The sequence below is a fragment of the Salmonella sp. NW722 genome, assembly GCF_051702785.1.
Taxonomy (GTDB): domain Bacteria; phylum Pseudomonadota; class Gammaproteobacteria; order Enterobacterales; family Enterobacteriaceae; genus Salmonella; species Salmonella enterica.
The window spans coordinates 494,364-510,115 of the sequence record NZ_JAMMIN010000002.1; the positions used below are offsets into that span (position 1 = coordinate 494,364).

Annotated in this window: 10 protein-coding genes and 1 CRISPR repeat array; of the genes, 7 read left to right on the forward strand and 3 right to left on the reverse strand. The window is 51.2% G+C overall.

All coding sequences use genetic code 11. The features are described 5' to 3' along the window. The first annotated feature begins 60 nt into the window (after positions 1 to 60). Positions 61 to 732: a 7-carboxy-7-deazaguanine synthase QueE gene (gene queE / locus NA330_RS06685; RefSeq protein ID WP_001199961.1), complete on the forward strand. Its 672-nt coding sequence runs from the start codon at positions 61 to 63 to the stop codon at positions 730 to 732. Positions 733 to 1,028: 296 nt separating this feature from the next. Beyond that, positions 1,029 to 3,009: a CRISPR direct-repeat array (repeat unit 29 nt; unit sequence GTGTTCCCCGCGCCAGCGGGGATAAACCG). 97 nt (positions 3,010 to 3,106) lie between these two features. Beyond that, entirely contained in the window at positions 3,107 to 3,904 is a 798-nt protein-coding gene (locus NA330_RS06690; RefSeq protein WP_001207997.1) for an MBL fold metallo-hydrolase, read from the forward strand. Positions 3,905 to 3,993: 89 nt separating this feature from the next. Here the strand turns inward: NA330_RS06690 and queD are convergent, their stop codons facing one another. Then, positions 3,994 to 4,356, reverse strand: a complete 363-nt coding sequence (gene queD / locus NA330_RS06695; RefSeq protein WP_023242196.1) for a 6-carboxytetrahydropterin synthase QueD — start codon at positions 4,354 to 4,356, stop codon at positions 3,994 to 3,996. Positions 4,357 to 4,791: 435 nt separating this feature from the next. Here queD and cysJ point away from each other — a divergent pair, with 435 nt between their 5' ends. The 3 genes from cysJ (at position 4,792) to cysH (ending at position 9,112) form a co-directional block, all read left to right on the forward strand. Further along, positions 4,792 to 6,591 (forward strand): NADPH-dependent assimilatory sulfite reductase flavoprotein subunit, encoded by a 1,800-nt coding sequence (gene cysJ / locus NA330_RS06700; RefSeq protein WP_023242195.1) that lies wholly within the window; start codon positions 4,792 to 4,794, stop codon positions 6,589 to 6,591. Next, positions 6,591 to 8,303, forward strand: a complete 1,713-nt coding sequence (cysI, locus tag NA330_RS06705; protein WP_085438225.1) for an assimilatory sulfite reductase (NADPH) hemoprotein subunit — start codon at positions 6,591 to 6,593, stop codon at positions 8,301 to 8,303. The genes cysJ and cysI overlap by 1 nt, the downstream gene beginning before the upstream one ends. Before the next feature lie 74 nt (positions 8,304 to 8,377). Beyond that, on the forward strand, positions 8,378 to 9,112 hold the full coding sequence (cysH, locus tag NA330_RS06710; RefSeq protein WP_023242193.1) for a phosphoadenosine phosphosulfate reductase: 735 nt from the start codon (positions 8,378 to 8,380) through the stop codon (positions 9,110 to 9,112). Between the two features lie 87 nt (positions 9,113 to 9,199). Here cysH and sopD read toward each other — a convergent pair whose 3' ends face one another. Next, positions 9,200 to 10,153 (reverse strand): SPI-1 type III secretion system effector SopD, encoded by a 954-nt coding sequence (gene sopD, locus NA330_RS06715; RefSeq protein WP_023242192.1) that lies wholly within the window; start codon positions 10,151 to 10,153, stop codon positions 9,200 to 9,202. Positions 10,154 to 10,536: 383 nt separating this feature from the next. Continuing rightward, the gene (locus NA330_RS06720) at positions 10,537 to 13,236 is read right to left on the reverse strand and encodes a CRISPR-associated helicase/endonuclease Cas3 (protein ID WP_023242191.1); all 2,700 of its coding nucleotides are present in this window, start codon (positions 13,234 to 13,236) and stop codon (positions 10,537 to 10,539) included. A 357-nt stretch (positions 13,237 to 13,593) separates the two neighbouring features. On the opposite strand from NA330_RS06720, the gene casA reads away from it, so the two are divergent. Continuing rightward, the gene (gene casA / locus NA330_RS06725) at positions 13,594 to 15,129 is read left to right on the forward strand and encodes a type I-E CRISPR-associated protein Cse1/CasA (RefSeq protein WP_023224614.1); all 1,536 of its coding nucleotides are present in this window, start codon (positions 13,594 to 13,596) and stop codon (positions 15,127 to 15,129) included. A 16-nt stretch (positions 15,130 to 15,145) separates the two neighbouring features. Further along, positions 15,146 to 15,748 (forward strand): type I-E CRISPR-associated protein Cse2/CasB, encoded by a 603-nt coding sequence (gene casB / locus NA330_RS06730; protein WP_000935100.1) that lies wholly within the window; start codon positions 15,146 to 15,148, stop codon positions 15,746 to 15,748. Positions 15,749 to 15,752: the final 4 nt, after the last annotated feature.

A 15,752-nucleotide genomic window follows, 5' to 3' on the forward strand; every position in this document is an offset into this window, starting at 1 on the left:
GCATGACCGGGCAGACGAAATCTGCAATAATTAACGATTATCCCCTTAATAGAGAACGCTATGCAGTACCCGATTAACGAGATGTTCCAGACCCTACAAGGCGAGGGTTATTTTACCGGCGTCCCCGCTATTTTTATTCGTTTACAGGGATGTCCGGTCGGCTGTGCCTGGTGCGATACCAAACACACCTGGGATAAACTGAGCGATCGGGAAGTGTCTCTGTTCAGCATTCTGGCAAAAACCAAAGAGAGCGACAAATGGGGTGCTGCGAGCAGTGAAGACTTGCTGGCAGTAATTAACCGTCAGGGCTATACCGCGCGTCACGTTGTCATCACCGGTGGCGAACCCTGTATTCACGACCTCATGCCGCTCACCGATCTGCTTGAAAAGAGTGGTTTTAGTTGCCAGATTGAAACCAGCGGGACGCATGAAGTGCGCTGTACGCCTAACACCTGGGTCACGGTTTCACCAAAAGTGAATATGCGCGGAGGATATGACGTGCTTTCCCAGGCGCTGGAGCGCGCCAATGAAATCAAGCATCCCGTTGGGCGAGTTCGTGATATTGAGGCGCTGGATGAACTGTTAGCCACGTTGAGCGATGATAAACCGCGCGTGATTGCTTTACAGCCTATTAGCCAGAAAGAAGACGCGACGCGTCTGTGTATTGAAACGTGTATTGCACGTAACTGGCGGCTGTCTATGCAAACGCATAAATATTTAAATATCGCCTGATGCTCTATCAATTTTACGGACGGCCTGCCGATGCCGTCTGTGACTCATCCATTACCTTGCATTGTTTATTTTCTCTATGTGAATTTCGATGAGTGTATAAAAGCGCTGATAAATTTTTCCATAGCGATGCACGGATCACGCTATTTTGGTAAATTTAAAGAAAAAATCATTCTATGAACTTTTTTGCATCAAAATCAGCAAATTAGCTGTTCTTTAATAATTTAAATTGTTGCGATTATGTTGGTGGAATGTGGTGATGATAAAAAATAGTTTATAAACAACAATATACGTTTAGTGTGTTCCCCGCGCCAGCGGGGATAAACCGGATATGGGGCTTGATCTTGATTTATTTAATACGTGTTCCCCGCGCCAGCGGGGATAAACCGACAAAAAAGACGAAACCAAAATCGACGCCGCGGTGTTCCCCGCGCCAGCGGGGATAAACCGCCGTCATGGCGGATATTCGTCTGATTGGCGACGTGTTCCCCGCGCCAGCGGGGATAAACCGGGGATTGCGGGAATTAGTATTAAATCCGGCGTGTGTTCCCCGCGCCAGCGGGGATAAACCGGAATTGCGGGAATTAATATTAAATCTGGCGTCGTGTTCCCCGCGCCAGCGGGGATAAACCGATAATCAGGTCGTTAATATTTTTGGTCGCCGCGTGTTCCCCGCGCCAGCGGGGATAAACCGCCCACGCGGCACAGCTGGCAGAGGACGAAATGGTGTTCCCCGCGCCAGCGGGGATAAACCGCGCTGGTGTACGACATCGCCGACATGATCAAAGTGTTCCCCGCGCCAGCGGGGATAAACCGCGCCTCGCAAAACTGGTCGGGGTTTTTCCCCAGTGTTCCCCGCGCCAGCGGGGATAAACCGTTGCGTCAGGTCGTCGTTTTTTGAGAACGCCAGTGTTCCCCGCGCCAGCGGGGATAAACCGCTAAATAAAACCTGTAATTGCTCCCAATCGTAGTGTTCCCCGCGCCAGCGGGGATAAACCGAGGGGCAGCTCCTGGTCGATGAGGTTCTTGAGGTGTTCCCCGCGCCAGCGGGGATAAACCGCCGTCGGCCTGACAGCCACAGCAGTCAATACAGTGTTCCCCGCGCCAGCGGGGATAAACCATGCTGGTCACGCCCGGTTTAGCGGGTAAATTCGTGTTCCCCGCGCCAGCGGGGATAAACCGTCACGGGGTCCGACGCGGATGTAATGAGTTATGTGTTCCCCGCGCCAGCGGGGATAAACCGGCGTTGGCGTCGCCCAACACCATCGCCGGGGCGTGTTCCCCGCGCCAGCGGGGATAAACCGTTACTGGAACTGTCACTATACGTGGAACGTCGGTGTTCCCCGCGCCAGCGGGGATAAACCGACAACCGTCGTTTTCTCCACGACGTCGAGAAGGTGTTCCCCGCGCCAGCGGGGATAAACCGATCTCCGGCACGTGCGATAACGGGTCTGATTAGTGTTCCCCGCGCCAGCGGGGATAAACCGCGACCCAGCGTTACGCGGTAATATTTCGCACCGTGTTCCCCGCGCCAGCGGGGATAAACCGGACGTTGATTTACACGGCAAAGATACGGAATCGTGTTCCCCGCGCCAGCGGGGATAAACCGGTACTGGCCTATTCCACATACAGTGGCACGCGGTGTTCCCCGCGCCAGCGGGGATAAACCGTAGCTTAATCACGGTGCGTCCCTCCTCCGTTCGTGCTCCCCGCGCCAGCGGGGATAAACCGACCTGATTGAGGTAATCATGAAAAAAATATTAGTGTTCCCCGCGCCAGCGGGGATAAACCGGCTGGAGCGCAACTGCCAGTGACTACAGAAGCGTGTTCCCCGCGTCAGCGGGGATAAACCGAGCACGCCACAGCGCGTAACTGTCGCAATAGAGTGTTCCCCGCGCCAGCGGGGATAAACCGCGTCTTATCAGGATACCTGCAAACAGATGTTGGTGTTCCCCGCGCCAGCGGGGATAAACCGACCCCCCATTTACTGTTATTGTAGGGATAGCCGTGTTCCCCGCGCCAGCGGGGATAAACCGCGAGCGCGGAATGATTTTTAACGCTGAGATGGGTGTTCCCCGCGCCAGCGGGGATAAACCGGCTGGAATGGTACGGCTTACCAACTTCCCTGAGTGTTCCCCGCGCCAGCGGGGATAAACCGTGTTTGCCATTCTCTCGCGTGCTGAGGGAGACGTGTTCCCCGCGCCAGCGGGGATAAACCGATTTGCGTCAGACTACCGACAGGGGCTGGTATGTGTTCCCCGCGCCAGCGGGGATAGCCGTTGCATAATCATAATCTGTGTACCAGTAATGGCTGCTACAAACCTGTAAAGTAAAAAGGCCGCGTTTTCCCGGGGAGGCTTTTATACAGGAGAAGGCCATGGCGTTAAGGATCAGGGTATTGCTCGAAAATCATAAGGGAGCTGGAGCGGATAAATCGTTGAAGGCCCGGCCAGGGTTAAGCCTGTTGGTCGAGGATGAGTCTACGTCTATCTTGTTCGATACCGGCCCTGATGGCAGTTTTATGCAAAACGCGTTGGCGATGGGGATCGACCTGTCCGATGTGTCTGCTGTGGTGCTTTCGCATGGTCATTACGATCATTGCGGCGGCGTGCCGTGGCTTCCTGATAACAGTCGAATCATCTGCCATCCCGATATTGCGCGCGAACGTTATGCGGCAATGACTTTTCTCGGTATTACCCGAAAAATAAAAAAATTGTCATGTGAGGTGGACTATTCACGCTATCGAATGATGTACACGCGTGACCCCCTGCCGATTGGCGAAAACTTTATCTGGTCAGGGGAAATACCGGTGGTCGCGCCTGAAGCCTACGGCATTTTTGGCGGCCACGATGCGGAGCCGGACTCTATTTTGGATGAGGGCGTACTGATTTATCAATCGACAAAAGGATTAGTCATCATTACGGGATGCGGGCATCGGGGGATCGCAAATATTGTCCGGCACTGTCAGAACATTACCGGTATAAAGCGGATTTACGCGCTTGTCGGCGGATTTCATCTCCGCTGCGCATCACCGTTCACGCTGTGGCGAGTCAGGCGCTTTCTGCAAGAACAAAAACCTGAAAAACTATGCGGTTGTCACTGTACAGGGGCCTGGGGGCGGTTGTGGCTACCGGAAATAACCGCACCTGCAACCGGTGATGTGCTGCGCTTTTAACACCGCACGCTGGACAATGTTTTCACTGATAAAACGTCGTGTGGATAGGCTGGAATCAATTTGACATCCAGCCCACGCGTTAATAAACCTTATTCGCCGCGATAGACGCAGCCGGCTGTACAGGTCTCTTTCACCATCACGGCGCTCAGTAGCGGCACGACGGGCTTAACCTGATCCCAAATCCATTTTGCCAGCACTTCGCTGGTGGGATTGGACAGCCCTGGAATATCATTCAGATAGTAGTGATCAAGACGATCGTAAATCGGTTTAAACGCCGCTTTGAGATCCGCGAAATCCATAATCCAACCGGTATGCGGATCGACTTCACCGGTAATTTCGAGACGCACCATAAACGAGTGTCCGTGCAGGCGGCCGCACTTATGCCCTTCAGGCACGTGAGGCAGGCGGTGAGCGGCTTCAAAGGTGAAATCTTTATACAACGTGGTGGACATGATGAACTCTCAGGCAATAAAAAAACCGCCGTAGGGTACCGGAAAGCGCATTTTTTATCATTAACTAAAACCATTCTCCGCCTTGTGACGGGCAATTAATTTAAGAATTTCCAGAAAATTTAATAATTATCAATCAATTATAAAATCGATTTTGGCGTTAATAACGATAACTAAAACAGGTTAGTTCATTTGGTTATTTGTTATTTCCAACCCTTCTTTAATTGTTATTCCTCTCACCGTTAACCTTATCCTTAGTTTGGGGTTTATCGCTTATACATTTCATCCTTCAAGCCGCATCTGTGTTGACTGCGTTTACTCACCCCAGTCACGTATTTATGTACGCTCCTGGGGCGCGATCAGCTTACAGTCTGGGCTACAGCGAACTTGAATGATTTTGTGTATAGATCCGCTTTGCTTACTGGAACATAACGACGCATGACGACACCGGCTCCACTGACTGGGTTGCTTCCGCTTAATCCGGAGCAACTGGCGCGCCTTCAGGCCGCGACAACCGACCTTACTCCCGAACAGCTAGCCTGGGTCTCCGGCTATTTTTGGGGCGTACTGAACCCGCGCTCAGGCGCTGTTGCCGTCACGCCTGCTCCTGAGGGGAAGATGCCGGGGGTTACGCTTATCTCCGCTTCGCAAACCGGCAATGCGCGTCGTGTGGCGGAAGCGCTGCGTGATGATCTGCTGGCGGCCAACCTTAATGTGACACTGGTGAACGCCGGCGACTATAAATTCAAACAGATTGCCAGTGAAAAACTGCTGGTGATAGTGACGTCCACCCAGGGAGAAGGCGAGCCGCCGGAAGAGGCCGTCGCGCTGCATAAGTTCCTGTTCTCGAAAAAAGCGCCGAAACTGACCGATACCGCGTTTGCCGTATTTGGCCTTGGCGATACATCCTATGAATTCTTCTGCCAGTCCGGAAAAGATTTCGACAGCAAACTGGCCGAACTGGGCGGTGAACGTCTGCTCGACCGTGTCGATGCTGACGTTGAATATCAGGCAGCTGCCAGCGAATGGCGCGCCCGCGTGGTTGATGTTCTGAAGTCCCGCGCACCTGTCGCGGCACTTTCGCAATCCGTCGCTACTGGCGCGGTAAACGACATCCACACCAGCCCCTATACCAAAGACGCGCCGCTGACCGCGACCCTCTCAGTGAATCAGAAAATCACCGGTCGCAACTCGGAAAAAGACGTTCGTCATATTGAGATTGATTTAGGCGACTCCGGTCTGCGTTACCAGCCGGGCGATGCGCTGGGCGTCTGGTATCAGAACGATCCGGCTCTGGTGAAGGAGCTGGTTGAGTTGCTGTGGCTGAAAGGCGATGAGCCGGTGACGGTTGACGGTAAAACCCTGCCGCTCGCCGAAGCGCTGGAGTGGCACTTCGAGCTGACGGTGAATACCGCCAACATTGTTGAGAACTACGCGACCCTGACGCGCAGTGAGTCGCTGTTGCCATTAGTGGGCGACAAAGCGCAGCTCCAGCACTACGCCGCGACCACGCCAATCGTCGATATGGTGCGTTTCTCTCCGGCGCAACTGGATGCTCAGGCGCTAATCGACCTGCTGCGTCCGCTGACGCCGCGTTTGTACTCCATCGCCTCCGCGCAGGCGGAAGTCGAAAGCGAAGTACACGTAACCGTCGGCGTCGTGCGCTACGACATTGAAGGCCGCGCTCGCGCGGGTGGTGCTTCCAGCTTCCTTGCCGACCGCGTGGAAGAAGAGGGCGAAGTTCGCGTCTTTATTGAGCACAACGACAACTTCCGCCTGCCAGCTAACCCGGAAGCGCCGGTCATTATGATTGGCCCCGGCACCGGCATCGCGCCGTTCCGCGCCTTTATGCAACAGCGTGCGGCGGAAGGGGCGGAAGGCAAGAACTGGCTGTTCTTCGGCAACCCGCACTTTACCGAAGATTTCCTCTATCAGGTGGAGTGGCAGCGCTACGTGAAAGAGGGACTGTTAAGCCGTATCGATCTCGCCTGGTCACGCGATCAAAAAGAAAAAATTTACGTACAAGACAAGCTGCGTGAACAGGGCGCCGAGCTGTGGCGCTGGATCAATGATGGCGCGCATATTTATGTCTGCGGCGACGCCAGGCGCATGGCCGCAGATGTCGAAAAAGCATTGCTGGAAGTGATCGCTGAATTCGGTGCAATGGACATCGAAGCGGCGGATGAATATTTAAGTGAGCTGCGCGTCGAGCGCCGTTATCAGCGAGATGTCTACTAATGAGCGAAAAACATCCAGGCCCACTGGTGGTCGAAGGTAAACTGTCCGATGCCGAGCGCATGAAGCTGGAAAGCAACTACCTGCGCGGTACCATTGCGGAAGATCTGAACGACGGTCTCACCGGCGGTTTTAAAGGCGACAACTTCCTGCTAATACGCTTTCATGGCATGTATCAGCAGGATGACCGCGATATTCGCGCCGAGCGTGCGGCGCAGAAGCTAGAGCCGCGCCACGCCATGCTGCTGCGCTGCCGTCTGCCGGGCGGGGTGATTACTACGACGCAATGGCAGGCGATCGATAAATTCGCGGCGGATAACACGATTTATGGCAGTATCCGTCTGACCAACCGCCAGACCTTCCAGTTTCACGGTATTCTGAAGAAGAACGTCAAGCCGGTGCACCAGATGCTGCATTCGGTCGGGCTGGACGCGCTGGCGACCGCCAACGACATGAACCGTAACGTGCTGTGCACCTCCAACCCGTACGAATCGCAGTTGCACGCGGAAGCCTACGAGTGGGCGAAGAAGATCTCCGAACATCTGCTGCCGCGCACCCGTGCGTATGCGGAGATCTGGCTCGATCAGGAGAAGGTCGCGACCACTGACGAAGAACCGATCCTCGGCGCAACCTATCTGCCGCGTAAATTTAAAACCACGGTGGTGATCCCGCCGCAAAATGATATCGATCTGCACGCCAACGACATGAACTTTGTGGCGATTGCCGAGAACGGCAAGCTGGTCGGCTTTAACCTGCTGGTGGGCGGCGGTCTGTCTATTGAGCATGGTAATAAGAAAACCTACGCTCGTACGGCCAGCGAGTTTGGCTATCTGCCGCTGGAGCACACCCTGGCGGTGGCGGAAGCGGTGGTGACTACGCAGCGCGACTGGGGTAACCGTACCGACCGTAAAAACGCCAAAACCAAATACACCCTTGAGCGCGTGGGACTGGAGACGTTTAAAGCGGAAGTCGAGCGTCGCGCGGGGATCACATTTGAACCCATTCGTCCGTATGAATTTACCGGGCGTGGCGACAGGATTGGCTGGGTGAAAGGCATTGATGATAAATGGCACCTGACGCTGTTTATCGAAAACGGTCGTATCCTGGATTATCCGGGGCGTCCGCTGAAAACCGGCCTGCTGGAGATCGCGAAGATTCATCAGGGCGAGTTCCGTATTACCGCTAACCAGAACCTGATTATTGCCAGCGTGCCGGAAAGTCAGAAAGCGAAGATCGAGACGCTGGCGCGCGACCACGGGCTGATGAATGCGGTGAGCGCGCTGCGTGAAAACTCAATGGCCTGCGTGTCGTTCCCGACCTGCCCGCTGGCAATGGCGGAAGCCGAGCGTTTCCTGCCGTCGTTCACGGACAAAGTGGAAGCGATTCTGGAAAAACACGGCATTCCTGATGAGCATATCGTGATGCGCGTGACCGGCTGCCCGAACGGCTGTGGTCGCGCGATGCTGGCGGAAATTGGCTTAGTAGGGAAAGCGCCTGGTCGTTATAACCTGCATCTTGGTGGCAACCGCATCGGGAGTCGTATCCCTCGGATGTATAAAGAAAATATCACCGAGCCGGATATTCTGGCCTCGCTGGATGAACTGATTGGGCGCTGGGCGAAAGAGCGCGAAGCGGGTGAATGCTTCGGCGACTTTACGGTGCGTGCGGGCATCATTCGCCCGGTGCTCGATCCCGCGCGTGATTTCTGGGAATAACCTGAATTGCCGGATGGCGTCTGTGTAGGCCTGATAAGCACACGCCATCAGGCAAGGCAAACAGTGAGGAACTTATGTCCCAACTCGATCTCAACGCATTGAATGAACTGCCAAAAGTCGATCGCGTACTGGCGTTGGCGGAAACCAACGCTCAACTGGAAACGCTGACTGCCGAAGAACGCGTGGCATGGGCGCTGGAAAATCTGCCCGGCGAATATGTGCTCTCCTCAAGCTTTGGTATCCAGGCGGCGGTGAGCCTGCACCTGGTGAACCAGATTCGCCCGGATATCCCGGTGATCCTCACCGATACCGGCTATTTGTTCCCGGAAACCTATCAGTTTATTGATGAGCTAACGGACAAACTCAAACTCAACCTGAAAGTTTACCGCGCGGGCGAAAGTCCGGCCTGGCAGGAGGCGCGCTACGGCAAACTGTGGGAGCAGGGCGTAGAAGGTATTGAGAAATACAATGACATCAACAAAGTCGAGCCGATGAACCGGGCGCTAAAAGAGCTGAAAGCGCAGACGTGGTTTGCCGGTCTGCGTCGTGAGCAGTCCGGTAGCCGCGCGTATTTACCCGTTCTCGCTATCCAGCGCGGCGTGTTTAAAGTGCTACCGATTATCGACTGGGATAACCGCACGGTTTACCAGTATCTGCAAAAGCACGGTCTGAAATACCATCCGCTGTGGGATCAGGGCTATCTGTCGGTGGGCGATACGCACACCACCCGCAAATGGGAGCCGGGTATGGCGGAAGAAGAGACACGCTTCTTCGGGCTGAAGCGCGAGTGCGGGCTGCATGAAGGGTGATTGTCCTTACGCGGTATGATTATACTTGCTGTTATGAAAAATCCGGCAGGCAGCCGGATTTTAAATTGGTTATATTACTGACTATCTTTATGTCAGTAATATATTACGACTGCACCCATCTTTACCAATGTGCAAAGAACGTTCATGGGTTAGATATAGCTTTTCAAGAATTACATCAATAAACATTTTTTTTGCATGATAGTCGTTATAATCCTGATTAAGTTTTTTTAAAAAACCGGAATTTGTTGGTTTAAACTCTGAAAACGGCGAATAGGTATGTAGTAAATAGGAGATGCATGGATGCATCATGCTAAAAGCGACTTCACCTTGTACCTCCTGATAACCTATTTTGCAAAACTGAGTTGTAGGCTCAAAGTTGCCGGCATTAATACAGGCCAGCATCGATTTTTCATCTGCAGTAAGTGAGTCCTGCCATTCGACAAGCGGGTGGTCTGGAGCCTCTGCGGGACGCATCATCTCATAAACCGCCGTTTTGATTTGTGCATTGCCCGTCACTTCTTTTCGTAGAGTTGAAATCGACTCCTGAAGTAATTCCGGGTGCCAGGTCATCTTCGAACCAATCACCTCACATATTTGTAAAAATAATTGTCTCTCCTCTCTACTCATAGATTCTATCACTGTATCATCTGAGATATTAAGGATGTCCTTAATACTGCTTTGGCTAATCACCGTGTCGCCGACCATAAGTAAAAATTGTGTCTGAGAAGCGTCCATCTTGATAGTAAACAGATCCTGATGAGCCGGGCAGGCCAGATGTTGTAGCCGTTTAAAGGCGTAAATTTTATTTATATCCTCTACGTTAACTTCCATCTCTCCAGGTTCACCACGGCCCTGTCCGTGAATGATGGAGTGTAATACTTCCAGCGCATGGTCCTTTTTTTCCGCTCTAAAATGATCCTGGACTTTCTCCCAGCCCCCCATATGGATTGCTTTTTCTTTATCTGCGCTTAACAGATGAGCAAGCCGACTTTCATTAAGCGTATAATTTTGATGATTACCGAAGCTTAAAGTGACTGGCATAATATTTTCCTTCAAATTTATATTATTCAATATCCGGAGTAAAATATATCTTTCAATTCTCTCTTTTTTATTAAACAGATAAAGTTTACTACAGGAGAGAATTTGAACGACATTATTAATACAGCACATTTATGGTTGGTAATCCTTTGTGGTGACGATAATTCAGACAAAAGGTAGATGATTCGCCGCAAATGGTCGTTTTTTTAAATTTTGGTTTGTCATGAATGGTGTTGATGCTGAGAGATAAAGTATGATGAAATGAAGTAGTTAAATTTAATTAATTAAAGGTATTCATGGAAATGGATGTAGATAGAGAAGCTACAAAGATTTTGGTGAATCTAATGTAATAACTTCTCTATACAACGGAGTTAGAATAATACCCGTTATCCAACCAATCCAAAACGTTTACTGTAATAGCTAGCTTCTCCGGCATCAGATACCAGCACAACCTGTCCGGAAGGGCGATGGTGGCGTTTTCTGAAACAGGCTAATGTTTCCTCATCTGGACATTGGAATGTACCAGAATTTTTTTGCCACCATGATTTTCGGACGGATAAGCGACTTTTTTCCCAGCAGAAATCTATTTCATCAACTAAAGGGCGTAGCTGTCCATCAATGTCTTTTCTGGCGAGATAAACATCAACACTCTCTTCACCCAGACGGGTAGAAAATTCTCTATCTTTATCCCATAAAAAGTCGCTGGCTTCTCGATCGTAACCGAGATCGTAACGTAATAAATTTTGCGCAGCCACTGAACGTTGGCTAAGGACTTTGCCAAAGGCAACGTCAGAGATCGTCTGCAAGCCTGCTGGCGCAGCAATTTTCTGCTCGTATACGCCGTCAACGAGTGCTCTGGCATTATCCGGCATACGGATCTCACCATGTTGACGCAGCAGCGCCTGGGTACGCCACAGGCAGGCATGATCGGTGTAAACAAAGCCGGTACCTTTTAGCTCTTGCCCCAACCAGCCCTCTTCTGCCTGCTCCTGCCAGTGAGGGGCCAGAATATGCAATATTGGTGGCTGGCGTTCATCCGGAAGCGTAGATTTTCGTTGCCCATGGGCATCGCGGATATGGCGTTGCAGGCGACCGGCGCGCTGGATCAATAAATCAATCGGCGCCAGATCGGTGATCATCCAGTCAAAGTCCAGATCGAGACTTTGTTCAACGACTTGTGTGGCGATTAATACCTTACCACGTCGTTCAGAAACGGGGGCATTGTTACCAAACCAGTTTAACGTTTTATTTTCAATAGCAATACGATCGATAAAAGCAAAACGGCTGTGGAAAAGCAAAAGATCCTGCTCTGGAACGATTCCCTCGTGTAGCAACTGCTGGTAAGTGTCCAGCGCATCATCAACCGTGTTGCGGATCCAACAAATGCACTGTCCGGTTGCCACAACGCGATAAATAATGTCCAGTGCTTCCTGGCGCTGCTGTATCCAATTAACGGCTACAGTCCTTTGGACTTCGGGACGTGTGGCCAGTGGTTGCTCTAACAGACCGGAGGAAGTGAGGTGGCTTAACCATGGATAACCCGCGTTATCGCTACCACCAGCGCTCATAAATCCCGCGCCATCGCTAAACGCATTAAGTAATTTTTCCCGTAAAGCGGCGGGAAGAGTGGCGCTCAGAATAATAGCGCTACCGCCCTGGGCGGCATGGAAGCGCAATAAACCTTCCAGCAATTTAACCATATAACCATCATAGGCGTGCACTTCATCCAGCAGCAGGATTTTGTCGCGCATCCCTAGCAATCGGAGCGATTGATGGCGAAAAGGCATCACCGCCATTAAGAGTTGATCCAGCGTACCTACGCCGACTTCCGCCAGCAGCGCTTTTTTGCGTGAATCTGCAAACCAGGTATGGCACTCAGTAGCCGCGTTGCCATCATCACGGGCATAATCTTCAGCTAGATTTTCTGTTGGCTGCCAGATGGATTGTCGGAAAGAGTCCGACATTTCTCGCCCACCGTGTGCCAGGATGAGCGATGGCCTGGACTCATCGGTAAATAGCGCATGATAAGCCGATGCCAGGCGCTGATACATGGCGTTTGCGGTGGCCATTGTCGGCAACCCAACGTAGAGACCGTGGCCTTTATTGGCTGACATTAAGCGGTGAGTCAGAATCAGCGCGGCCTCTGTTTTGCCTGCTCCGGTAACGTCTTCCAGGACAACCAGCTGTGCACCGGGTGCTGAAATATCCAGTTCGCTTGCCCGTTGCTGAAGAGGGGTGAGCGTCTGAATGAACGGAAATAATGCCCGGTGATCTTGATAATGGCTGTGCTGAGATAACGGCGGCATTCGGAGGATGGCCTGTTGGGCTTTTTCACAAGCGAGAGGCCAATAATCTTTCAATGGCATGGCGCTGCTGAGCAGTGGAAACTGGCTTTCATCCGAGCCCATCCAGTCGGCAAGGGTGACAAGCCCAGCGAAAAACCAACTGTGCTGTTTTAAACATTTTCTCCCTGCTTTGGTTTTCCACTCCTGAGGTAGAGTGAAAGGAAATAATTCACTTAATGCTTCCAGATAATGCGTTGCTGCGACAATGTCTTCATCGGTGAATGCCAGCGAGCTTCTGTTTTTCATGGTGTCCGGCGGGATGCCATGGTGCCCGGTGCTAATAAGCATCCAGCTATTTAAAGCGCTTTCAAACCTGTTGCGGTTTTCTGGTTCAATGCCTGCGATAATTTCATTACTGCCTGAACTCCACGCTTCAAATAATTTACCCCATAAATAGAAGCCTAAGGAATCATGTCTCTCAAATGCGGAAACACCGCTAATGGGAGAGACTAAGGGAGAGTCTGGGAATTCGGCGTATTTTTGAAATCCTCTGGCGAATTTTCCGATATCGTGGCTGGCAAGAAACCAGATTATCCAGTTTTCTGCATTTGTACCTGAGATATTACATTCCTTTAATATATTACATGAATTGAATATATTGTTTTTTATTATGTGTTTCCCGCATGCAGCAACGTCCAGGCAATGGTATGCCAGTAAATGATAATTACAGATTATGTTTTTTGTTGATTTATCAGTTTTCCCCCAATAGCAGAGGTAGTCCAGATATTCTATCTGTGTCATCTTTTTCCTGTAGCAGGGGGATTACAATGAAATCGATAATAAATTGGGATACGGGTAATTGGCCAGTTTTTTTGTCTGGATTAGGTTATCCCCGCTGGCGCGGGGAACGCTGCGCTATTAAGACTGTATCTACGGTTTATCCCATAATTTTAGGGAACGTATTAAAGATAACAGATAACTATAAAAAATACATAGTCTGATTTAAGACTGTATCTACTTTTTATTTATATTTTCGTCTTCGAGAAAATGTAGTATAACTCCGATGACAGTATTTAAGAGATACCTCAGGACGGAACCTACCTATAGGTAGGTAATATTCCAAATTGGCTTAATAAATAGCCCTGCAGGAGTAAAGGTATGGATTTAACCAAAGAGAAATGGCTTCCCGTCATATTCTCAAACGGCGATAAAAAGAAAATATCATTACGCGATCTTCTGGATAACCGCATTCAGGATCTTGCCTATCCTCGGGCTGATTTTCAGGGGGCGGCATGGCAAATGCTGATTGGTATTTTACAATGTACCGTCGCGCCGGAAGATAAAGAAGAATGGGCAGATATCTGGCATGAAAGTATCGAATTCGAACAATGGGAGAAGGCGTTAAATACGATTTCTCTGGCTCTACAGTTCGGCGAGCAAAAACCTTCCTTCCTGCAAAGTTTTGATCCTCTCGATAGTGAATATGGTTCTATTGCCGGGCTGCTGGTGGATGCGCCGGGCGGGAATGCGCTCAAGCTCAATAAAGATCATTTTGTAAAACGTGGCAACGTAGAACAAATATGTCCTCACTGCGCGGCGATAGCGCTATTTGCGATTCAAACCAATTCACCTGCCGGCGGGGCGGGTTACCGGGTAGGGATGCGCGGCGGTGGTCCGCTGACTACGCTGGTGGTACCGCAGGAAGAAGATAAATATCCACTATGGAAAAAACTTTGGCTTAACGTTTTGCCGCAGGAAGAGCCGCCGAATGTTACACAGCATCCACTCATTTTTCCCTGGCTTGCGCCGACGAAAACCAGCGAAAAAGCGGGGAATGTGGTCACACCGGATAATGCGCACCCCTTGCAAGCCTACTGGGGGATGCCGCGGCGCATAGAACTGGATTTCACCCACACTGTGGCAGGTATCTGCGATTTGTGCGGGGAGCATCACGAATCACTGCTACTGCAAATGCGTAGTAAAAATTATGGCGTTCAGTACGACAGTTGGCTACATCCCTTCTCCCCATATCGGCAGGCATTGAAAGATCCATCCGCACCCTGGCTGGCGTTTAAAGGGCAGCCGGGCGGGTTAAGTTATAAAGACTGGTTGGGGCTGATGCTCAATCGTGAGGATAAGTTCAACAAAATGCAGCCTGCAAAGGTCGTTCGTGCCGCTGGTCAGCGGAACAAAATGAGCCTGTGGTGCTTTGCCTGGGATATGGATAAGGCCAAGGTCCGCTGTTGGTATCAGCACCGTATTCCGCTCATTAGCGTTTCGCACGAAGAGCAATTTCTCGCTGTGCTTAACATTGTGCTGGTGCTGGCTAGTGAGTCGCTGTCGCTGTTACGGAACGCGTTAAAGAGCGCCAAATTCGATTGTCCGAAAGAAGCCAAAATGGATTTCAGTATGGTGGATATCGCCTTTTGGCAGGAAACCGAACCCGCTTTTCGGGCGTTGCAAGAGGCGCTGGCTGTCGATCCGCTTCGGCAGGATACGCAGACTCGCCACGCAGTAAGTCAGTGGGAGGCGGAATTAGCACACTATCTATTTCACGTTTTTGACCGTGATGCCCTGACCAACCCCGACTGCCCGGACGATATCCTGCAGCGCCAGCTGACGGCCCGACAGGATTTAGCCAGCAGCTATCGTAAACATAAAGCGCGCAAGGATGTGTTGGCGCTGGTCGAATAACAGAAGGAAGCCAAATATGCTGAACAGCAATACCGCAGCGTTATGCAGAATTCTCCACCCCGATGCGCAGAAGGCGCTACTTGACTGGTTTGCTACGCTGTCTGAGCGTTATGAGCACAAGGATGGTAAACGAGTCAACGGTCGCGCCTGGCGGGCTGAGTTGAAAAGAATGGTGCCGCCATATGGCGTAATGATATGTGAAGGGCATGACGCTCTCCGCCAGGCGCTGCTTAAACATATGCGACTGCAACCTCTTGATGAGATGGCTCTGGCTCTGTTTGTCAGCGTCGCTGTGCATATTAAGAGTCATAAGGCGAATATTAGTTTCGCTGCGCAGTTAGGGGAAAAGCTTAAAGGTTCCACGTCGTGCGTTTCTGGTCTGCGTTTTGAACGTTTGCAAAAAGCGTCCGACCCGGAAACATTTTGCCAGTTGTTGATTCAGGCAGTGAAGATTCGCGGTACGGAGGGGGTGAATGTTCTTTCACTTGCCGATGGCATTTTCCTGTGGATGGAAGAGTGGCAACGACGCGAAAACCATCAGCCGGAATTCCGTAACCCCTTTGAACGAAATCGCATCCGTTGGGCGAACGAATATCTTTCCACGTCGCGTGGCAAATAATCAT